Here is a 19,501-nt window from a genome sequence, read left to right as displayed (position 1 = left end):
CTGGTCAGAGGGGTGGCGGGAGGCTCTCCGGGGGCTCTCTCACCCGATTCTCACCGGCTTGACCATCGCCTTGCTCTGCGCGGCGGCGCGGGGCCCGCGGCGCACGACGAGGGCGGGGGCCGTCCCGTGGACGGCCCCCGCCGGTGTTCACTCGTCCCGCCGGCCGCGGGCCCCCGGGGTCAGGTGCGGCCCGAGCGCACGCCCTCCGCCAGTTCCTGGGCGAAGGAGCGGACCGCGACGAGCCCGGTCTCCAGGTCCGGCGCGTCCAGGACGCGCTGGCAGAACCCGGCGCCGACGATCACGCCGTCGGCGTAGGCGGCCACCTCGGCGGCCTGGGCGCCGGTGGAGATGCCCAGGCCCACGCAGACGGGCAGGCCGGAGTCGCGGGTCGCCTCGCGGGTGCGCCGCACCAGCGCGGCGGCGGTGTCGGCGACCTGGGTGCGGGTGCCGGTCACGCCCATGAGCGAGGCGGCGTACACGAAGCCGGTGCACTCGCGCGTGGTCAGGGCCAGGCGCCGGTCGGTGGAGGAGGGCGCGACCAGGAACACCCGGTCCAAGCCGCAGGAGTCGGAGGCGGCCACCCACTCCTCGGACTCCTCGGGGATGAGGTCGGGGGTGATCACTCCGGCCCCGCCCGCCTTGGCCAGGTTCGCGGCGAAGCGCTCGACCCCGTAGCGCTCGATGGGGTTCCAGTAGGACATCACCACGGCGGCGGCGCCGGTGGCGGCGGTGGCCTCCACCACCCGGAACACGTCGTCGGTGGTGGTGCCCGCGGCCAGGGCGCGGTCGGCGGCCCGCTGGATGGTGGGGCCGTCCATCATGGGGTCGGAGTAGGGCAGGCCGACCTCGACGACGTCGCAGCCCCCCTCGACCATGGCCTGGATGACCCGGACGGAGGACTCCACGTCGGGGAACCCGGCGGGCATGTAGCCGATCAGGGCGGCGCGTCCGGCCTCGCGGGCCTCGGCGAGCTTGGTCTGCAGTGCGGTGGCGCTCACGCCTGTCCCTCCGTGTCGACGAGGCCGAAGTAGGCGGCCGCGGTGTCAACGTCCTTGTCGCCGCGCCCGGAGAGGTTCACCAGGATGACGGCGTCCGGGCCGAGGCGCTCGCCGAGCTTGCGGGCGCCGGCCAGGGCGTGCGCGCTCTCGATGGCGGGGATGATGCCCTCGGTGCGGCACAGCAGCCGGAAGGCCTCCATGGCCTCGGCGTCGGTGACCGGCTCGTAGGCGGCGCGGCCGGTGTCGGCGAGGTAGGCGTGCTCGGGGCCCACCGCCGGGTAGTCGAGTCCTGCGGAGATGGAGTGGCTGGGCAGGGTCTGGCCGTACTCGTCCTGGAGCACGAAGGTGCGCGCCCCGTGGAAGACTCCGGGGCTGCCCGCGGTGATCGAGGCGGCGGTGCGGGACGTCTGCGCCCCCTCTCCCCCGGCCTCGAAGCCGTACAGGGCGACCTCCTCGTCGGGGATGAAGGCCGCGAAGACGGCCATCGCGTTGGAGCCGCCGCCCACGCACGCGGCGACCGCGTCGGGGAGCCTGCCGACGCGCTCCAGAACCTGTTCGCGGGCCTCCTGGCCGACGACGAAGTGCAGGTCGCGCACGAGCTTGGGGAAGGGGTGCGGTCCGGCGACGGTGCCGAACAGGTAGTGGGTGCGGTCGACGTTGGCCACCCAGTCGCGGAAGGCCTCGTTGATGGCGTCCTTGAGGGTGCGGCTGCCGATGGTGACGGGGACGACCTCGGCGCCGAGCATGCGCATGCGGGCGACGTTGAGCGCCTGGCGGCGGGTGTCCTCCTCGCCCATGTAGATCACGCACTCCAGGCCGAGCAGGGCGCAGGCGGTGGCGGTGGCCACGCCGTGCTGTCCGGCCCCGGTCTCGGCGATGACGCGGGTCTTGCCCATGCGTTTGGTGAGCAGGGCCTGGCCGAGGACGTTGTTGATCTTGTGCGATCCGGTGTGGTTGAGGTCCTCGCGCTTGAGCAGGATCCGCGCGCCGCCGCAGTGCTCGGAGAAGTTGCGGGCCTCGCTCAGGGCGCTGGGGCGCCCGGTGTAGTCCTTGAGCAGTTCGGCGAGTTCGGCCTGGTACTGGGGGTCCTGCTTCGCCTTCTCCCATTCCGCGGCCACCTCGTCAAGGGCGGCGACGAGGGACTCGGGCGCGAAGCGGCCGCCGAAGCGGCCGTAGTGCCCGAGCTGGTCGGGCAGGGGTTGGTCGTGGCTCATTGCACGCTCTCCTGGGAAGGGCCGAGCGCGGGGCTCCCCCGGCCTCGCGCCGCGGGGTCCGCGCGCCGACCGGCTGTGCGCCGCCCGGCTCCGGCGGCGCGTTCTGACTGTGGGTCAACGCGGCGGCGGGAACCCGCGGCTCACTGGCGCGGGTTCCCTAGAGCCATCGCCATCCGCGGACGGGGCGCGTCGTGGCCGCGTCCGCCGGTGCCTGCGTCAACCCTCTCACGGTCTGTGCCCCTAGTTCCGGTCCCGCAGGGCGGGGTGGGCCCCGGCGGTGACCAGGTCGGCGACGGCCTCGCGCGGGTTGCGGCCGCGGACGAGGCTCTCGCCGACCAGGACGGCTCCGGCTCCGGCTCCGGCGTAGGCCAGCAGGTCGTGCGGGCCGCGGACACCGGACTCGGCGATCTTGACGACGTCGGAGGGGATGAGGGGGGCGAGCCGGGAGAAGGTGTCCCGGTCCACCTCCAGGGTCTTGAGGTTGCGTGCGTTGACGCCGACGACGGTGGCCCCGGCGTCGAGTGCGCGCGCGACCTCCTCCTCGTCGTGGACCTCCACCAGCGGCATCAGGCCCAGCGAGCGGGCCCGCTCCACCAGGGAGACCAGGGCCTCCTGGGGCAGGGCCGCGACGATGAGCAGCACGGCGGAGGCGCCGAAGACGCGGGCCTCCCACAGCTGGTAGGAGCTGACCACGAAGTCCTTGCGCAGCAGCGGGGTGTCGACCGCCTTGTGGACGGCCTGGAGGTCGGCGAGGCTGCCGCTGAAGCGGCGCTGCTCGGTGAGGACGCTGATCAGGGCGGCACCGCCGGCCTCGTAGTCGCGGGCCAGGGCCGCGGGGTCGGTGATGGCCGCGAGGGGGCCCTTGGAGGGGCTGGCCCGCTTGACCTCGGCGATGACGTGCACGCCCGGGCGGCGCAGGGCGGCTTCGGCGTCCTTCGGAGTGGGCGCCGACCCGGCCTGGGCCTTGAGGCGGTCAAGGGGCAGGTCCTCCTGCCGCTGCGCCAGGTCAGCGCGTACTCCGTCGAGGATCTCGTCGAGCACGCTCACCAGTTACTGCTCCCTCGTGAAAGTGGGTCGGCACGGCGGTCGGCCCGGGGTGCGGGCTCATCGCGCGGCGGGATCGGACACCGCCGCACCGTGTTGCTGGTCATGGTATCCACCCGTGGGCGCCACGGGGCCGCCGACCCCGGCGTGACACTCCGCGGAGGGGCCCGCGCGGCCGGGAACGCTCCGCCCGGACTCGCCGGGGCGGAGCGCCGGGGCCGCGTTAGGCGTTCGCTGCGACCACGCCGAACATGACCACGAAGAACAGGATGTACAGCACGAGGATGACGGCGCAGACGATGAAGCTGACCAGGCCGATGATGCCCAGGATCTTGGCGGTGTCGGAGGCGGATTGCGCTCCGGCGTAGTCGCCCATCTCCCACTTGCTGTTGACCTGGAGGGAGAAGATCAGGCCGATGATGCCGATGACGGTGCAGCTGAGGATGCCGAGGATGTTGTACATCAGGTAGTTCTTGGGCGGCCCGCCGGGGGGCGGGCCGCCGTATCCGCCGGGGGGGCCGTAACCACCGGTGTGCGGAGGACCGTAGCTCATGTGATGGCACCTTTTCGGGACGTCGTGGTCGTGTGCTGCGGCGCGTGGCCGGATTCGCCGGGTAGGACTGCGGCGGAGCCGTCCTGGTTCTGCTACCAGCCGGGGAAGAGCGGTGTCCCGGGGGCGAGGAAGGAGAACCAGGGGAGGTTGCGCAGGACCCAGTGCGCGGTGACGACGATGAGGAACAGCCACAGGAACCAGCCCGGCGTGAGCTTGGGCGGGCTCTCGGGCGGTCGCACGGAGCGGTAGAGCCAGAGCCCGTAGGTCCAGGCGATGTAGGGGGCCAGCAGCCACAGCAGGGGGTTCATGCTGATGGAGGCCAGGATCTCACCGTGTGTGAGCAGGGCGATCGCCCGCATGGTGCCGCAGCCGGGGCAGAAGGTGCCGGTGAGGAGCAGCCAGGGGCAGGTGGGGTAGATGCCGGGCTCGTTGGGGTCCACGAAGTGCAGGAGGGTGGCCCCGGCCAGGCCGAGGACGCCCAGTCCCACGGGCCAGACGGCGGGGTGCAGCGCCCGGAGCCGGTTGCCGACCCGGTCCGTCAGGGAGCGTGCGGCCGGGGGCGCGGGGGGCGAGCTCTGCGGCGGCTCGCTGGACTGTGGGTAGGACACGTGACCAGCTTAGGGGTTGGGAGCCGGGGCTTGGGGGCCGAGAAAGCGCGCCCCCGAGCGCCGGAGCGCTCGGGGGCGGAGGGAGGGCGCGGGCAGGGGCCCGGACCCCGTCCGTCAGTACGTCGTGTAGGTCGGGGCGGTGGCGGCGCCGATGCCCAGGACCACCACGAAGATCATGTAGATGACCCACAGGGCGATCCAGATGCCGCCGAGGATGAAGGCGATCTTCGTCCACTTCTTGGACTGCTTTTGGGCTTCCAGAGCGCCGGCCTGGTCACCGCGGTTCCACAGGTCGTTGACCTTGGTGGCGTTGACGATGGCCGGGATGGCGAAGGGCCAGCAGCAGAAGATGGCGACGATGGCCCAGACCAGGCCGTTGTCCGGCGGAGGACCGCTGGGGGCGCCGTAGCCGCCGGAGGGCGGACCGTAGCCGCCGCCCCCGGGGGGACCGTAGCCGCCGCCGGGGGGCGGGCCGGGGTTGCCGGGGGGAGGGGGACCGTAACTCATGCTCGGTACAACTTTCCGGAAGAGGACAAGGGATTTGCGCGGCGCACGCGGGAACACTCCGGCCCAACACGGGGCAGGGTTGGGTCACCGGATCGCATACACCGCGGGCAGAAAGGAATGATGCCAGATCGGTGAGACTCCCACCGAACCGAACCGACGCGGCAGTCGTGGCCGGTGGGCCGAATCTACCCGCCCCGTGGGACCTTCGTCCATATTTCCGTTATTCACTCGTTGTGAGCTGCGGTTTCCCCGGCGCTCCGTGCCCGTCAGGCCTTGGTCGCGTCGGGGTCCAGGACGGGACCGGGCTGCGCGGCGGCGGGCTCGGGCTGGGCGACGGCGGGCTTGCGGCCGGCTTCCCACTCCTCGCGCGTGGGCGGAACGGGGCGGGGCTCCTTGCGGCCGTAGCCCGCCTTCTTCATGACACCGGCGATCGCGGCGAGCACGACGCTGGCGACGAGGGCGACGGCGGTCCACAGCAGCAGGTCGCCGCCGAGGAAGACGATGACGAAGGCCGCCACGGACCACGCCACGATCCAGGACACGGTGAGGAACCAGGCGGACGGGGTGTTGCCGTGGTCGTCGTGGTGCTCGTCGGCCATCAGGTGTTCTCCTTAGGTTCGGCTGGGCGTGCTGCCCGCGGTGCGTGTGCGGCGCCGTCGGAGTCCGCGGGCGCGGCGCCCGGGGACTCGGCGTCGAGTGTGGGGTCGTCACCGGCGTCCAGCGACCTCCACAGGTCGGAGGGCGTCTCGGACCGGGTCGCGCGCGGTGCGGCGTCCCGATCGTACCGGGTGCCCATACCAGGCCAGGCAGGGGCTCGCAGTACCGCGACCAGCCCCGCCGCGACCAGGAGGAGCGCTCCGGCCACGGCCATGGCGGGCCCCAGGGCCAGCAGGCGGGGGTCGGCGGCCACCTGCGCGGCCCCGGCGGTGTCGGTGGTGCTGTCGGCCATCGCGTCCAGGAGCGCACCGGGTCGGGTGGCGCCCCAGACGGCGTTGAGGGCGGCCGCTCCGCCCAGGGCGACGAGGAGGCCGACCGCCCGGCGTCCCCAGCCCCTGGCGGCGTACAGGCCCGCGATCCCGGCCAGTCCGGCCCAGCCGAAGCCGCCCAGGGCGCCGGTGAGGTCGGTCCCGGTTAGTTCCACGGACACGGGGGCGACCGGCCCCGGCGCGGTGAGTTCGCCGGTCGCCCACTGGCGTCCGGCGGCGGCGAGCAGGAGTCCGGCTCCGGCGGCCAGGGCGAGCATGGCCAGGCCGTACTCCCGGCGCGCGCGGGGCGAGGAGTCCGAACTCACAGGAGTCTCCCGGCGTCGAAGCAGGTGTGGTCGCCGGTGTGGCAGGCGGCGCCCTCCTGGTCGACGCGGACCAGGAGGGTGTCCCCGTCGCAGTCGAGTGCGACCGACACCACACGCTGGGTGTGTCCGGAGGTGGCGCCCTTGACCCAGTACTCGCCCCGGCTGCGCGACCAGTAGGTGGCGGAGCCGGTGGTGAGGGTGCGGTGCAGGGCCTCGTCGTCCATCCAGGCGAGCATGAGGACCTCCCCGGTGTCGTGCTGCTGCACGACGGCGGGGACGAGGCCGTCCGGGTTGCGCTTGAGTCGGGCGGCGATGCCCGGGTCGAGGCTGGTGACGCTCATGCACTCCAGGTTATGGCCGCCGCCGGAGCGTCCCGCACCGGGTGCCCCCCCCCGGCGCCGGGGACGCGTGTCGGGACGGTGCGGGGGCTGTTCGGGACGGGACGGCGGGGAGGGCGGGGTCGGGGGGACGGTGGGCGGCGGGAGCCGGGGGCCGCGCATGTCCTAGAGTTCGTGCGTCGTCCCTCGCCCTGCCTTCGTACCCTGGGGGTTTCGTGACCGCCGAGTCCCTGTCCCGCGACCTCGCGGGCAAGCCCGAGGCGCTGATCCGGCTCGCCGAGCGCTTCCCGCGGTGGGATCCCTACGCCGCGCTGCCCGCGCTGCTCGACGACGAGCCCGCCGCGGTGCGGTTCCTGGGCCTGGGGACGGCGCGGCACGCGTGCGAGGTGGCGGCGGCGCGGCTGCGCCGGGCGGGGATCGCGGCGAGCGCGGACTTCTCCTCGTCGGCGGAGGAGCCGCCCGCGGGTCCCGAGACGCTCGTGGTCGCGGTGAGCCTGGGCGGTGGTCAGCGCGAGCTGTACACGGTGCTGGACCGCTACGTGGCGCGGTCGCCGGTGATCGTGCTGGCCCCGTCGGTGGACTCGGTGGTGGGGCGGCAGGCGGATCTGGTGGTGCCGCTGCACGCGGGCGAGGAGGCGAGCGGTGTGGGCTGTCGCGCCTACCAGCACGCCCTGGCCCTGCTCCTGTTGCTGGGGCACCGTCTGGGCGCGCCCGCGACGGGCGGCAGCCGGTCCCTGCCGGGGCTGCTGCGCCGCGCGGCGAACGCGACGGCGTCGCTGCTGGAGAGCGCGCCGGGGTGGATGCCCGAGGTGGCCCGGGTCCTGGAGTCGCCGCACGGTGTGCACATGGTGGCCCCGGCCGAGCGTATGGCGTCGGCCTGGCAGGGGGTGCGGGTGCTGCGCCAGGGGCCGGTACGGGTGGCGCACGCGTGTGAGACCGGGGAGTGGTCGCACACCGACCGCCATCTGGCGGCGGTGACGGACTACCGGGCGCTGCTGTTCGCGGGTTCGGCCTACGACGAGCGCTTCGCCCAGCACCTGGGGCAGCTGAGGGGGGCCTTCGTGGCGGTGGGCCCCACCCCCGGCCAGGAGCGGATGCCGGAGGCGGAGCTGACCGTGCGCTACCCGGGTGACACCGACCAGGACGTGAGCCTGCTGGTGGAGCCGCTGGTGGCGGAGCTGCTGGCGGCGCACTGGTGGCGCGGCCGGTAGGCGTCCACAGGCCCGGTCGGGGCGTTGCCCCGGTTCGGGCGGTCCGGGGAGAATGGACCCGGGGGCCGCCCCCCACTGTCGGGACGGACGCGGCGCCCCCGGATCAACGGTAGCCCGGCGGCCGCGCGGGCGCACCCCCTCCCCTCGGCCTGTGGACGGCCGCGGTCAGGCCGAGGAGCGCACCCAGGAGGCGTACAGGTCGGCGTACACGCCGGGCCTGTCCACCAGTTCGGTGTGCGGACCGCTCTGCGCGATGCGCCCGTCGTCGAAGACCAGGACCCGGTCGGCGGCCTCGGCGGTGGAGAGCCGGTGCGCGATGGCCACGGAGGTGCGCCCGCGCGTGAGCCGGTCCAGGGCGCGCTGGATGCGCACCTCGGTGTGGGGGTCCACCGCCGAGGTGGCCTCGTCCAGCACCAGCAGGTCGGGGTCGGCGACGTAGGCGCGCACCAGGGCGACGAGCTGCCGCTCCCCCGCCGAGAGCGACTCACCGCGCTGGCCCACGGGGGTGTCGAGTCCGTGGGCGAGGCTGTCGAGCCACTCGGCCAGCCCCAGTTCGGTGACGGCGGCCTCCAGTTCGGCGTCGGTGCTCTCGGGGCGGGCGAAGCGGATGTTGTCGCCCAGGGAGCTGTCGAAGAGGAAGCCCTCCTGCGGGACCATCACCACGCGGCTGCGCAGGGAGGAGAAGGCCACCTCGCGCAGGTCGACGCCGTCGAGCCGGACGGTGCCCTGGGCGGGGTCCATGAGGCGGGTGAGCAGTTTGACGAAGGTGGTCTTGCCCGAGCCGGTCTCGCCCACCACGGCCACGCGGGTGCCGGGGGTGATCTCGACGTCGACGTCGTCGAGGACGACGGGGCCCTCGGGGTAGGAGTAGGTCACCCCGTCGAAGGAGACCCGGACCGGTCCGCGCGGCAGCACCCGGCCCGCCTCGCCGGGGTCGGCGATGTCGGGGGCGGTGTCGAGCACGCCCAGGACCCGGCGCCAGCCCGCGATGGCGTTCTGGGCCTCGTTGAAGATCTCGGTGGCCATCATCATCGGCTGGATGAACAGGGTCATCAGGAACAGGAAGGCGATGAGCTGCCCGGCGGTCAGGCCGCCGTCCAGGCCGAGCCAGACGCCGATGAGGACGACGGCGGTGTTGCCCAGGGCCGCGATGATCTCGGCGAAAGGCGAGACCGCCATGGACAGCCGCTGGGCGCGGACCTGGGAGCGGCGCGTGGTCAGGACGGTGGTGTCGATGCGCTCGGCGGTGCGCGCCTCGGTGCCGTGGGCGCGGATGACGGAGGCGCCCATGACGGTCTCGCCGATGACGCCGAGCATGTCGCCGGTGTTCTCGCGGACCTTGAGGTAGGCCTTGGAGAGCAGTTTCTGGAGCCAGCGCACGCCGAACAGCAGCGGCAGGAAGCAGATCCACACCACGAGGGTGAGCTGCCAGGAGTAGACCGCCATCAGGACGGTGGCGACCAGGAGCTGGCCGCTGCTGACCAGCAGGAGCAGGCCGCCCCACTGCATGAAGGTGCTGATCTGGTCGACGTCGCTGGTGACGCGCGAGACCAGGGCGCCCTTGCGCTCGCTGTTCTGGGTGAGCACGGACAGGTCGTGCACGTGCCGGAAGGCCTTGCGGCGCAGTGTGGCCAGGCCGGACTCGGTGGCCCGGTACAGGCGCACGTTCATCAGGTAGGAGCAGACCATGGTGACCACGAGCAGGGCGGCGCAGACGGCCACCATGCGGGTGACGAAGCCCAGGTCGGGCCCGTCCGCCCCGGTCAGCCCGTTGTCGATGATCTGCTGGACGGCGATGGGCACGATGACCTTGCCAGCGGTGGCCACGACGGCGAAGGCCAGGGTGAGCCACAGGCCGCGGGCGAACTCCGGGGAGAGCCGCAGGCCGCGCTTGAGCGTGTCCATCGCCCCCTCGGAGGAGCGGTGCAGGGAGACGGCGGGGTCGTCGGGGGCGCGGCCGGGCCGCTCCCGCCCCTCCCGCTCTCGCTGCTCGTCGCGGGTGGGCGCGCTCATCGGGTGGCCTCCTCGGCGGCGTCGTCACGGGTGGGGCGGGCGGGTTCGAGGGGTCCGGGTTCCTCGGGCAGCGGGGCTCCTTCGGCCTGCCCCTCGGCGGAGGCGCGCTCGTAGGCGGTGACGAGCCTGGTGTAGCCGGGCGAGGTGGTGAGCAGTTCCTCGTGGGTGCCCCGGGCCAGCACGCGTCCGCGCTCCATGTAGACGACCTCGTCGGCGAGTTCGATGGTGGCGCGGCGGTAGGCGACCACGACCACGGTGGCGGCGTCGTCGCGTTCGCGCAGGCCAGCCAGGATCTGCGCCTCGATCTGGGGGTCCACGGCGGAGGTGGCGTCGTCCATGATGAGCAGCCTCGGGCGGCGCACGATCGCGCGGGCCAGGGCCAGGCGCTGGCGCTGCCCTCCGGAGAGGGTGGTGCCCTTCTCCCCGAGCCGGGCGTCGAGTCCGCCCTCCAGATCGCGGACGAAGCCGTCGGCCCGGGCCAGGCGCAGGGCGGCCCAGACCTGGTCGTCGTCGGCGTCGGCGCCCAGGGTGATGTTGTCGCGGACGCTGTCCTCGAACACGAAGGTGCCCTGGGGCACCAGGGCCGCGTGCCTCGGGATCTGGTCCCGGGCGAGGTCGCGCACGTCGACGCCGTCGAGGGTGACGGTGCCCGTGTCGGCGTCGACCAGCCGCATGAGGACGGTGGTGAGCGTGGACTTGCCCGACCCGGTGGGGCCGACCAGTGCGACGGTGCGTCCGGGGGCGATGTCCAGGTCCACGCCGTTGAGGACGGTGGTGCGCGGCGCGGTGTCGGCGCCGCCGTCCATCAGGTCGCGCGAGCCGCCCCGCGCGTCGTAGGAGTCGGCGTAGGAGAAGGTGACGCCGCGGGCGCTCAGGGCGATGCCGGTGGGGGTGTCCTCCAGGGTGCGGGCGCCGTACTCCATGGCGCCGCCGGAGTTAAGCACGGACTGGACGCGGTCCCAGCCCACGACGCTGCGGGGCAGGTCGCCCAGGATCCACCCGAAGGAGCGGATGGGCAGGGCCAGGAGGGTGAACAGGAAGGCGATCTGGACCAGGTCGCCGGCGTCGATGGCTCCGGTGGACAGCCGCCACATGCCCAGGAGCAGGACGGCGAGCACGCCGAAGTTGGGCAGGGCCTCCATGACCGGGTCGAACATCGAGCGCATCCGGCCGACCTGGATGAGCGCGTCGCGCAGGCGGTGGGCGGCGGAGGTGAAGCGCTCGGTCTCGGTGTCCTCGCGACCCAGGGTCTTGACGACGAGGGCGCCGTCGAAGGACTCGTGCGCGACGCCGCTGACCTCGGCGCGCAGCGCCTGGGCGCGCGAGGCCATGGGTGAGACGCGCCGTTGGAAGACGACGTTGGCGGCGGCCAGGACCGGGAAGACGACGAAGGCGACCAGGGCCAGGACCGGATCGGTGGTGATCATGGCGATGGCCGCGATGACCAGCATGAACACGCTGCCGACGGCCATGGGTAGCGGGGCGAGCGGCTGCCAGGCGGCCTCGACGTCGGCGTTGGCGTTGGAGAGCAGCTGTCCGGTGGGGTGGCGGTGGTGCCAGGACAGGGGCAGTTCGAGGTACTTGCGGGCGACGGCGCGGCGGTAGCGGGCCTGCATGCGGAACTGCATGAGCGCGGCGAGCATGCGGCGCATGGCGATGCCGGTGGCCTTGCCCAGTCCCACGCCCATGAGGAGCGCGGCGGCGCCGACGAGGGCGGCGGTCGTGGTGCTGCCCTGTTGGAAGGCGGGCAGGATGGTCGCGTCGGTGAGGTGGCCCAGGACCGAGGCGGAGCCGACGTTGACGGCGGCGTGCAGCATGGCGCCGATGACGGCGGCGAGGAAGACCCACGGTTCGGTGCGGGCGGCCACCCACAGCACCCGCATGCCGCGGGTGAAGACCCCGGTGTGCTCGGCGGCGTCGGTTCCCCGGCGTGTTCCCGGTCCGTCGGCGGCTCCGGGCGGTGCCGATCCCTCCTCGTTCTCCGGTTCCCTGGTGCTCGTACCCCGCGCCATACGCCCCCCGTTCTCCTCCGTGGCCGGGCAGGCCCGGCGCAGCCCGACACGCGCGCGGCGGCCCCCGGGCATGCCGGAGGGCGTGGACGTGCGCGTGTCGTGTCAACCTATCCAGCGGCACCGACAAGGTTCCACCGGATTGTTTCAGCGCGCGGCGCGACGGGGCTATTCCGTCCGGTTCGGGGCGTGGCTCGGACGGTTCCCGCCGCGGGCGGGAACGGGGGTGCGGGGCGGCCGCGCGCGGCGGCGCCCGGGCCCCGAGGGGTGGGCCCGGGCACCGCCGGGAGGGGCGCGTCCCGGTCACGGTCGCCGGGGCCGCGCGGGCCAGGTCAGCGGGCGTAGTCCTGGTAGCTGATCACGGCGTGGAAGGAGACGGGTCCGAAGATCCCGTCGACGCCGATGCCGAAGTACTCCTGGGCGGCGCGGACGGCCCGCTCGGTGGCGGGCCCGTAGACGCCGTCGGTGGCCAGGTGGGCGTTGAACTTGGCGTTGAGCTCGCGCTGGATCATGGTGACGACCGGGCCGGTGTCGCCGCGGCGGAACTGGTGCTGGCCGAAGACCAGCTCCTGGAAGTGCTCCCAGGTGTCGGGGTTGAGGTCGCCGTCGTTGTGCAGGCCGAAGGCCTCCTGGTAGGTGACCAGGGTGTCCTGGAGGTCCTGGTCGAACTCCAGGTTCAGCTCGCCGGGGTTGATCTCTCCGGAGGAGAGCAGCATCTTGGCGGCGTAGACGTCGATGCTGGAGTCGCCGAGGGTGTACTCGGGCCAGACCTGGGACTCGATGGCGGCGAGGACCTCGGGGGAGGTCTGGTCGAGGTCGTCGGCCAGGGCGGCGGGCGCGGTGGCGAGGGCGGTCGTCGCGGCGAGGGCGGCGGCCGCTAGGAGGGAGGCGGCCCGCCCGGTGGTGGTGGACATGGAGAGGTTCCTTTCCCCTGTGGTCCCTGTGGTCGGTGCTGCGCGGTGGTTCGGTGTTACACACTGTTCGATGTGTGAGACCCGCATCACGTTCACAAAATGCACGCCAATACCACTAAAAGGACACAGTTCTCTGTCCTTGTCCCGTTTTCTCAGCACATGCGACAACCGATTCGACGGTGTGCGCGTGTACCGGGCCACGGGGGCGCGGTCGGGTTCCGGCCGGAGGCGGAGCCGAGGGACACGGGGGCTCGGACCGGCAGGGCCGGACGTGCAGGGACCGGACACGCGGAGGGCCTCCGCGCGCTCGTGCGCGGAGGCCCTGTGCCCGGAGCGGGGCGGGGAGGAGCCCGCCCCGCTCAGCGGACGGGGTAGCCCGCCTCGCGCAGGCTCTTCTTGACGTCGGCGATGGTGAACTGCCCGAAGTGGAAGACCGTCGCGGCCAGCACGGCGTCCGCGCCCGCCGCCACGGCCGGGGCGAAGTGCTCCACCGCGCCCGCGCCGCCGGAGGCGATCAGCGGCACCTCCACCCGGGAGCGCACCGCCCGGATCAGCTCCAGGTCGAAGCCGGACCGGGTGCCGTCGGCGTCCATCGAGTTGAGCAGGATCTCCCCCGCCCCCAGCTCGGCGGCGCGCTCGCACCACTCCAGGGCGTCGAGCCCGGCGCCGCGGCGTCCGCCGTGCGTGGTGACCTCGAACCCGCTCGGCGTCGGCCGTCCGTCCCCGCGCACCCGGCGCACGTCGGCGGAGAGCACCAGGACCTGGCGGCCGAAGCGCTCGGCGATCTCCCCGATGAGTTCGGGGCGGGCGATGGCGGCGGTGTTGACGCCCACCTTGTCCGCGCCAGCGCGCAGCAGCCGGTCCACGTCGTCGGGGGTGCGCACCCCGCCGCCCACGGTCAGCGGGATGAACACCTGGTCGGCGGTGCGGCGCACCACGTCGTAGGTGGTCTCGCGGTCGCCGCTGGAGGCGGTGACGTCGAGGAAGGTGAGCTCGTCGGCGCCGCCCGCGTCGTAGGTGCCGGCCAGTTCGACCGGGTCGCCCGCGTCGCGCAGGTTCTCGAAGTTGACGCCCTTGACCACCCGCCCGGCGTCCACGTCCAGACAGGGGATGACGCGCACCGACACGCTCACGGCCGCACGCTCCCGGCCTCGCGCACCGTGGTCAGGGCGTCCTCCAGGGTGAAGGCGCCCTCGTACAGCGCGGTGCCCATGATGGCGCCCTCCACGCCCAGCGGCACCAGCGTGGCGATCGCCCGCAGGTCCTCCAGGCTGGAGACTCCGCCGCTGGCCACCACCGGCTTGTCGGTGCGCTCGCACACGGTGCGCAGCAGGTCCAGGTTGGGCCCCTTCAGGGTGCCGTCCTTCTGGACGTCGGTGACGACGTAACGGGCGCAGCCCTCCGACTCCAGGCGCTCCAGGGTCTGCATGAGGTCGCCGCCGTCGCGGGTCCAGCCGCGCGCGGCCAGGGTGGTGCCGCGCACGTCCAGGCCGATCGCGATCCGGTCGCCGTGCTCGGCGATGATCCTGGCGCACCACTCGGGGTTCTCCAGGGCGGCGGTACCGATGTTGACCCGCCTGCACCCGGTGGACAGGGCGGCCGCCAGCGACTCGTCGTCGCGGATGCCGCCGGACATCTCGACCTTGACGTCGAGGCGGCCCACGATGTCGCGCAGCAGGTCGCGGTTGTGGCCGCGGCCGAACGCGGCGTCCAGGTCCACCAGGTGGATCCACTCGGCGCCGGCGGACTGCCAGGCCATGGCCGCCTCGAAGGGGTCGCCGTACTGCCCGCCGGAGCCCGCCTTGCCCTGGACGAGCTGGACGGCCTGGCCGCCCGCCACGTCCACGGCGGGCAGCAGTTCGAGTACGGGGGTGGTGGTCTCGCCGGTCATGGACTCATCTCGTTCTCGTCGGTCGGAAGGTCTTGGACAGCGGTGGCGGGCCGGGCGCGGCCCCGGCGGACACCGGTCAGAGGGTGTCCACCCAGTTGGCCAGGATGCGGGCGCCCGCGTCCCCGGACTTCTCCGGGTGGAACTGGGTGGCCCACAGGGGTCCGTTCTCGACGGCGGCCACGAACGGCTCGCCGTGCTCGGCCCAGGTCACCCCGGGCGCGGGGATGCGCTCGTTGGTGGGCGTGAACTCCCACTCGCGCACGGCGTAGGAGTGCACGAAGTAGAAGCGGTCCTCGGGTCCGATCCCGGCGAAGAGCCGGGTGTCCTCGGGCGGGCGGACGGTGTTCCAGCCCATGTGCGGAACGACGGGCGCGCGCAGGCGGTCCACCGTGCCGGGCCACTCGCCGCAGCCCTCGGTGACCTCCTCCCCCGCTCCGGCGTCGGAGCCGGCGCGCTCCACACCCCGGTCGAAGAGGACCTGCATGCCCACGCAGATGCCCAGGACCGGGCGCCCCCCGGCCACGCGCCTGCCGATGATCCGGTCGCCGCCCGCGGCCCGGAGGCTGGACATGCACGCGCTGAACGCGCCCACGCCCGGGACCACGAGGCCGTCCGCGTCGAGGGCGGCGTGCGGGTCGGAGGTGACGGTGACGTCGGCTCCGGTGCGCTCCATCGCGCGCTGCGCCGAGCGCAGGTTGCCGGAGCCGTAGTCGAAGACGACCACTCGTGACGGCATGGTGCTGCCCTTCCCCTTCAGAAGTAGTCCAGGCGCAGTACGCCGGAGGCCAGCGCGAGCGCCGTGCATCCGGCCAGGACGACGGCGAGGGGCCGGTTGACCCTCCACAGGGCGTACGCGCCCCCGGCGAGGAAGCCCCCGAGCACGATGAGGGCGATCCCCCACAGGTATCCGTCCATCTACAGGGCGCCCTTGGTGGACGGGATGCCGCTGACGCGCGGGTCGTCCTCGGTGGCCGCGCGCAGGGCGCGGGCCAGCGCCTTGAACTGGCACTCGACGATGTGGTGGGCGTTGCGTCCGTAGGGCACGCGCACGTGCAGGGCGACGCGGGCCTGGGCCACGAACGACTCCAGGATGTGGCGGGTCATGGTGGTGTCGTAGTCGCGGCCGATCAGCGGAGCCATGCCCTCGGGCTCGCTGTGCACCAGGTAGGGGCGGCCGGAGACGTCGACGGTGACCTCGGCCAGGGCCTCGTCCAGGGGCACCTTGGCGTCGGCGAAGCGGCGGATGCCCCGCTTGTCGCCCAGGGCCTCGCGGAAGGCCGCGCCCAGGGCCAGGGCGGTGTCCTCCATGGTGTGGTGGGAGTCGATGTGCAGGTCGCCCTCGGTGCGCACGGTCAGGTCGAACAGGCCGTGCTTGGCGAGCTGGTCGAGCATGTGGTCGAAGAAGCCGACGCCGGTGGAGACGTCGGCTACGCCGGTGCCGTCCAGGTCGATCTCGACCAGGACCTTGGTTTCCTTGGTGGTGCGCTCGACGCGTCCGGTGCGGCTCATGGTGGTGGGACTTCCTCGCTCGGTGCGGTGGGTGCGGGGCCCGGCCGGGTCGGGCCGGGCGGCGGTCTCGGGGTCGGCGGGCACGGCTCAGCGTCCGGTGGCGCGGAGCAGGGCCCCGCGGAAGGCGGCCATCTCCTGCGGGGTTCCGACGCTGACGCGCAGCCACCCGGGCGGGCCGGTCTCGCGGATGAGGACCTGCTGGTCGAGCATGTCCTGCCAGACGCGGGTGCGGTCCTCGAACTCGCCGAACAGGACGAAGTTGGCGTCGGACTCGGCGACGGAGAAGCCCTGCCCGCGCAGCCAGGCGACCAGGGAGTCGCGTTCGGCGCGCAGGTCGGCGACGGCGGCGAGGAGTTCGTCGGCGTGGTCGAGCGCGGTGAGCGCGACCGTCTGGGTCACGGCGGACAGGTGGTAGGGCAGGCGGACCAGCTGGAGGGCGTCGACCACGGCCGGGTGGGCGGCCAGGTAGCCCACGCGCGCGCCCGCCAGGGCGAAGGCCTTGGACATGGTGCGCGAGACGAGGAGCCTGGGGTGGTCGGGCAGCAGGCTCAGCGCGCTGGGCGTGCCCTCGCGGCGGAACTCGGCGTAGGCCTCGTCCACGACCACGACGCCGGGGGCCGCCGCGAGGACGCGCTCAGTGTCGGCGAGGTCCAGGGCGGTGCCGGTGGGGTTGTTGGGCGAGGTGAGGAAGACGACGCTGGGCTGGTGCTCGGCGATGGCGGCCAGGGCGGCGTCCACGTCGACGCGGAAGTCGGCTCCGCGCGGCACGGACACCCAGGCGGTGCCGGTGCCCCGGGAGATGATCGGGTGCATGGAGTAGGACGGCTCGAAGCCCATGGCGGCCCGGCCGGGGCCGCCGAAGGCCTGGAGGATCTGCTGGAGGACCTCGTTGGAGCCGTTGGCCGCCCACACCTGGTCGGCGGTCAGGCCGTGGCCGAGGTAGGCGGCCAGGCCCTCGCGCAGGCGGACCGCGTCCCGGTCGGGGTAGCGGTTGAGGCCCAGGGCGGTGTCGGCGACCGCCTCGGCCAGCGCCTTGGCCAGACGCGCCGAGGGCGGGTGCGGGTTCTCGTTGGTGTTGAGCACCACGGGCACGTCCAGCTGCGGCGCGCCGTAGGGCGAGCGGCCGCGCAGGTCGTCGCGCAGGGGCAGGTCGTTCAGGGTGAAGCTCACGATTGCACGCTCATGGTCGGTCGGAGGCGGGCGGGGCGTGCGGGTCGCGGCCGGTGCGGCCGCGGGGCCCGCGCGCCCGGGTTCCCGCCGGGCGGGTGGTCTTCGGGCTCAGGCCTGGTCCGTGCGCGCGGCGACGGCCTCGCCGTGCGCGGGCAGGTCCTCGGCGTTGGCCAGGGCGATGACGTGGTGGGCGACGTCGGTCAGCGCCTCGCGGTCGTACTCGACCACGTGCACGCCGCGCAGGAAGGTCTGCACGCTCAGGCCGCCGCTGTGGCAGGCGCAGCCGCCGGTGGGCAGCACGTGGTTGGACCCGGCCGCGTAGTCGCCCAGGGAGACCGGCGAGAAGTCGCCGACGAAGATCGCGCCCGCGTTGCGCACGCGCGCGGCCCACGCGGCGGCGTCGGCGGTCATGACCTCCAGGTGCTCGGCGGCGTAGGCGTTGACGACGGCGAGGCCGTGGTCGAGGTCGTCGACCAGGACGATGCCGGACTGCGGGCCGGACAGGGCCTCGCGGACGCGGTCGCCGTGCTTGGTGGCGGCCACGCGTGCGGCGAGGCGGTCGGTGACCGCCTCGGCGAGCGCCTCGTCCGGGGTGACCAGGACGGAGGCGGCGACGACGTCGTGCTCGGCCTGGCTGACCAGGTCGGCGGCGACGTAGTCGGGGTTGGCGGTGGCGTCGGCGAGGATCGCGATCTCGGTGGGACCGGCCTCGGCGTCGATGCCGATGACGCCCTTGAGCAGGCGCTTGGCCGCGGCCACCCAGATGTTGCCGGGGCCGGTGACCATGTCGGCGCGCTCGCAGGGGCCCGCGCCGTAGGCGAACATGGCCACGGCCTGGGCGCCGCCGACGGCGTAGACCTCGTCGACTCCGAGCAGGGCGCAGGCGGCGAGGATGGTCGGGTGGGGCAGTCCGCCGAAGGCGCTCTGGGGCGGTGAGGTGACCGCCAGGGAGCGCACCCCAGCCTCCTGGGCGGGGACGACGTTCATGACGACGCTGGAGGGGTAGACGGCCCGGCCGCCCGGCACGTAGAGGCCGACGCGGTCGACCGGGATCCACTTCTCGGTGACGGTGCCCCCGGGCACGACACGGGTGCTGTGGTCGGTGCGGCGCTGGTCGCGGTGGACCGCGCGGGCGCGGCGGATGGACTCCTCCAGCGCGGCGCGCACGGCGGGGTCGAGGCCGTCCAGGGCGGCCTCGATCGCGTCCTTGGGCACGCGGATGTCGGTCAGTCTGACGCCGTCGAAGCGCTCGGTGAGTTCGACCAGGGCCTCGACACCGCGATGGCGCACGTCCTCGCACAGGGGGCGTACGCGCTCGGCGGCGGCCGCCACGTCCAGTTCCGCGCGCGGAAGGGCCTGACGCGGGTCGCCTTGGGTGCCTCGGAGGTCGATTCGACTGATCACGGTCCCAGTCTAGGGGGAAGCGCCCATTCGGTGGGCGGCACCGTCCGGATGATGGACGCCACACGCGCGCCACCGGCGGGTACGCGTCGGCGCGGGAGGGGGTCGGCGGGATGGAACGCGTTACGCCGGAATAAGTGCGCCCTAAGTTTGGGACACCTAACCTTATTAAGCTTCAGAAAGGCTTGCCTAAGAAATTCGAGTCACACCGATAAACGTCGCGAAATGATTTTCCATGCGTTATCGTGTACTCATGACTTCGAACAAGAGCAGCGATATCGGCCTTTCCAAGTTCCACCGGCTCCTCGTCGACCAGGTTCGGCACGAGTTCACGGCCTCGCACCAGTACGTGGCCATCGCCGCCTGGTTCGACGACCACGACCTGCCCCAGCTGGCGCGGGTCTTCTACGAGCAGTCCCTGGAGGAGCGCGACCACGCGATGATGATCGTGCGGTTCCTCCTGGACACCGACGTCCAGTTCTCCCTTCCGGGCGTGGACGAGATCGAGACCGATTTCGCCGCGCCCCGGGACCTGGTCGCCCTGGCCCTTCGCCAGGAGCGCGAGGTGACCGACCAGTTCCAGCGCCTGGCCAAGGTCGCCCGGGACGAGGACGACTACACCGGCGAGCAGTTCCTCCAGTGGTTCATCCAGGAGCAGACCGAGGAGGTCGCCAAGATGTCGACCCTCCTCAACGTTGTGGACCGCGCCAACGGCAACCTGTTCCACGTGGAGGACTTCGTCGCCCGGGACATGCCCAGCGAGGACGGCGGCAGCCAGGACGCGCCCGGCACCGCCGGCCCGTCGGTCTCCTGACTCCGCGCCCCGGGCG

21 protein-coding genes are annotated in these 19,501 nt (G+C 73.2%); 2 read left to right on the top strand and 19 right to left on the bottom strand.

What is annotated here, in order from left to right; all coding sequences use genetic code 11:
* Window positions 1-179: 179 nt before the first annotated feature.
* The 9 genes from trpA to hisI form a co-directional block, all read right to left on the bottom strand.
* Window positions 180-998 carry a tryptophan synthase subunit alpha gene (gene trpA, locus KGD83_RS09725; RefSeq protein ID WP_212643485.1) on the bottom strand — a complete coding sequence of 273 codons (819 nt, stop codon included), beginning with the start codon at window positions 996-998 and terminating at the stop codon, window positions 180-182.
* Entirely contained in the window at window positions 995-2,212 is a 1,218-nt protein-coding gene (gene trpB / locus KGD83_RS09720) for a tryptophan synthase subunit beta (protein WP_212643484.1), read from the bottom strand. Before trpB ends, trpA begins: the two co-directional genes overlap by 4 nt.
* A gap of 240 nt (window positions 2,213-2,452) precedes the next feature.
* On the bottom strand, window positions 2,453-3,259 hold the full coding sequence (gene trpC, locus KGD83_RS09715; RefSeq protein WP_212643483.1) for an indole-3-glycerol phosphate synthase TrpC: 807 nt from the start codon (window positions 3,257-3,259) through the stop codon (window positions 2,453-2,455).
* A gap of 220 nt (window positions 3,260-3,479) precedes the next feature.
* Complete coding sequence (locus KGD83_RS09710; protein ID WP_212643482.1) at window positions 3,480-3,809, bottom strand: CD225/dispanin family protein; 330 nt, start codon at window positions 3,807-3,809, stop codon at window positions 3,480-3,482.
* Between the two features lie 92 nt (window positions 3,810-3,901).
* A complete protein-coding gene (locus tag KGD83_RS09705) occupies window positions 3,902-4,417 on the bottom strand; it encodes a DUF2752 domain-containing protein (RefSeq protein WP_212643481.1) in 516 nt (171 codons plus the stop codon).
* A gap of 114 nt (window positions 4,418-4,531) precedes the next feature.
* Window positions 4,532-4,924 (bottom strand): CD225/dispanin family protein, encoded by a 393-nt coding sequence (locus KGD83_RS09700; protein WP_212643480.1) that lies wholly within the window; start codon window positions 4,922-4,924, stop codon window positions 4,532-4,534.
* Window positions 4,925-5,190: 266 nt separating this feature from the next.
* Window positions 5,191-5,523 carry an HGxxPAAW family protein gene (locus tag KGD83_RS09695; RefSeq protein WP_212643479.1) on the bottom strand — a complete coding sequence of 111 codons (333 nt, stop codon included), beginning with the start codon at window positions 5,521-5,523 and terminating at the stop codon, window positions 5,191-5,193.
* Window positions 5,523-6,215, bottom strand: coding sequence for a Trp biosynthesis-associated membrane protein (locus KGD83_RS09690; RefSeq protein WP_212643478.1), 693 nt, complete (start codon window positions 6,213-6,215; stop codon window positions 5,523-5,525). Before KGD83_RS09690 ends, KGD83_RS09695 begins: the two co-directional genes overlap by 1 nt.
* On the bottom strand, window positions 6,212-6,556 hold the full coding sequence (hisI, locus tag KGD83_RS09685) for a phosphoribosyl-AMP cyclohydrolase (protein WP_212643477.1): 345 nt from the start codon (window positions 6,554-6,556) through the stop codon (window positions 6,212-6,214). Before hisI ends, KGD83_RS09690 begins: the two co-directional genes overlap by 4 nt.
* Window positions 6,557-6,768: 212 nt before the next feature.
* Here hisI and KGD83_RS09680 point away from each other — a divergent pair, with 212 nt between their 5' ends.
* A complete protein-coding gene (locus tag KGD83_RS09680; RefSeq protein WP_212643476.1) occupies window positions 6,769-7,764 on the top strand; it encodes an SIS domain-containing protein in 996 nt (331 codons plus the stop codon).
* Between the two features lie 165 nt (window positions 7,765-7,929).
* Here the strand turns inward: KGD83_RS09680 and KGD83_RS09675 are convergent, their stop codons facing one another.
* The 10 genes from KGD83_RS09675 to hisD all read right to left on the bottom strand — a co-directional run bounded on the left by KGD83_RS09675 (window position 7,930) and on the right by hisD (window position 18,674).
* A complete protein-coding gene (locus KGD83_RS09675; protein WP_212643475.1) occupies window positions 7,930-9,777 on the bottom strand; it encodes an ABC transporter ATP-binding protein in 1,848 nt (615 codons plus the stop codon).
* Window positions 9,774-11,789, bottom strand: coding sequence for an ABC transporter ATP-binding protein (locus KGD83_RS09670; protein ID WP_212643474.1), 2,016 nt, complete (start codon window positions 11,787-11,789; stop codon window positions 9,774-9,776). Before KGD83_RS09670 ends, KGD83_RS09675 begins: the two co-directional genes overlap by 4 nt.
* A 329-nt stretch (window positions 11,790-12,118) precedes the next feature.
* Window positions 12,119-12,700, bottom strand: a complete 582-nt coding sequence (locus KGD83_RS09665) for a peptidoglycan-binding domain-containing protein (protein WP_212643473.1) — start codon at window positions 12,698-12,700, stop codon at window positions 12,119-12,121.
* 359 nt (window positions 12,701-13,059) lie between these two features.
* On the bottom strand, window positions 13,060-13,833 hold the full coding sequence (hisF, locus tag KGD83_RS09660) for an imidazole glycerol phosphate synthase subunit HisF (RefSeq protein WP_212643472.1): 774 nt from the start codon (window positions 13,831-13,833) through the stop codon (window positions 13,060-13,062).
* Window positions 13,830-14,591 (bottom strand): bifunctional 1-(5-phosphoribosyl)-5-((5-phosphoribosylamino)methylideneamino)imidazole-4-carboxamide isomerase/phosphoribosylanthranilate isomerase PriA, encoded by a 762-nt coding sequence (priA, locus tag KGD83_RS09655; protein WP_212643471.1) that lies wholly within the window; start codon window positions 14,589-14,591, stop codon window positions 13,830-13,832. The genes hisF and priA overlap by 4 nt, the downstream gene beginning before the upstream one ends.
* Window positions 14,592-14,667: 76 nt before the next feature.
* Window positions 14,668-15,327 (bottom strand): imidazole glycerol phosphate synthase subunit HisH, encoded by a 660-nt coding sequence (gene hisH, locus KGD83_RS09650; RefSeq protein ID WP_212643470.1) that lies wholly within the window; start codon window positions 15,325-15,327, stop codon window positions 14,668-14,670.
* Between the two features lie 17 nt (window positions 15,328-15,344).
* A complete protein-coding gene (locus KGD83_RS09645; RefSeq protein ID WP_013154204.1) occupies window positions 15,345-15,506 on the bottom strand; it encodes a hypothetical protein in 162 nt (53 codons plus the stop codon).
* Window positions 15,507-16,100, bottom strand: a complete 594-nt coding sequence (gene hisB, locus KGD83_RS09640) for an imidazoleglycerol-phosphate dehydratase HisB (protein WP_026338663.1) — start codon at window positions 16,098-16,100, stop codon at window positions 15,507-15,509.
* Between the two features lie 87 nt (window positions 16,101-16,187).
* Window positions 16,188-17,270: a histidinol-phosphate transaminase gene (locus tag KGD83_RS09635; protein WP_212643469.1), complete on the bottom strand. Its 1,083-nt coding sequence runs from the start codon at window positions 17,268-17,270 to the stop codon at window positions 16,188-16,190.
* Window positions 17,271-17,378: 108 nt separating this feature from the next.
* Window positions 17,379-18,674, bottom strand: coding sequence for a histidinol dehydrogenase (gene hisD / locus KGD83_RS09630; RefSeq protein ID WP_249352255.1), 1,296 nt, complete (start codon window positions 18,672-18,674; stop codon window positions 17,379-17,381).
* A gap of 250 nt (window positions 18,675-18,924) precedes the next feature.
* On the opposite strand from hisD, the gene KGD83_RS09625 reads away from it, so the two are divergent.
* Window positions 18,925-19,485 carry a ferritin gene (locus KGD83_RS09625; protein ID WP_212643468.1) on the top strand — a complete coding sequence of 187 codons (561 nt, stop codon included), beginning with the start codon at window positions 18,925-18,927 and terminating at the stop codon, window positions 19,483-19,485.
* Window positions 19,486-19,501 lie beyond the last annotated feature (16 nt).

Source organism: Nocardiopsis akebiae (genome assembly GCF_018316795.1).
Classification (GTDB): domain Bacteria; phylum Actinomycetota; class Actinomycetes; order Streptosporangiales; family Streptosporangiaceae; genus Nocardiopsis; species Nocardiopsis dassonvillei.
This window is presented reverse-complemented; position numbering and strand designations above follow the sequence as displayed.

Bases quoted from the DNA above. Each gene is read 5' to 3' on its own strand.
- KGD83_RS09670 (WP_212643474.1), bottom strand. From the start codon at position 11,789: ATGGCGCGGGGTACGAGCACCAGGGAACCGGAGAACGAGGAGGGATCG.
- KGD83_RS09710 (WP_212643482.1), bottom strand. From the start codon at position 3,809: ATGAGCTACGGTCCTCCGCACACCGGTGGTTACGGCCCCCCCGGCGGA.
- KGD83_RS09695 (WP_212643479.1), bottom strand. From the start codon at position 5,523: ATGGCCGACGAGCACCACGACGACCACGGCAACACCCCGTCCGCCTGG.
- KGD83_RS09675 (WP_212643475.1), bottom strand. From the start codon at position 9,777: ATGAGCGCGCCCACCCGCGACGAGCAGCGAGAGCGGGAGGGGCGGGAG.
- priA (WP_212643471.1), bottom strand. From the start codon at position 14,591: ATGACCGGCGAGACCACCACCCCCGTACTCGAACTGCTGCCCGCCGTG.
- hisB (WP_026338663.1), bottom strand. From the start codon at position 16,100: ATGAGCCGCACCGGACGCGTCGAGCGCACCACCAAGGAAACCAAGGTC.
- KGD83_RS09700 (WP_212643480.1), bottom strand. From the start codon at position 4,924: ATGAGTTACGGTCCCCCTCCCCCCGGCAACCCCGGCCCGCCCCCCGGC.
- KGD83_RS09645 (WP_013154204.1), bottom strand. From the start codon at position 15,506: ATGGACGGATACCTGTGGGGGATCGCCCTCATCGTGCTCGGGGGCTTC.
- KGD83_RS09625 (WP_212643468.1), top strand. From the start codon at position 18,925: ATGACTTCGAACAAGAGCAGCGATATCGGCCTTTCCAAGTTCCACCGG.
- hisI (WP_212643477.1), bottom strand. From the start codon at position 6,556: ATGAGCGTCACCAGCCTCGACCCGGGCATCGCCGCCCGACTCAAGCGC.
- hisH (WP_212643470.1), bottom strand. From the start codon at position 15,327: ATGCCGTCACGAGTGGTCGTCTTCGACTACGGCTCCGGCAACCTGCGC.
- trpB (WP_212643484.1), bottom strand. From the start codon at position 2,212: ATGAGCCACGACCAACCCCTGCCCGACCAGCTCGGGCACTACGGCCGC.
- KGD83_RS09665 (WP_212643473.1), bottom strand. From the start codon at position 12,700: ATGTCCACCACCACCGGGCGGGCCGCCTCCCTCCTAGCGGCCGCCGCC.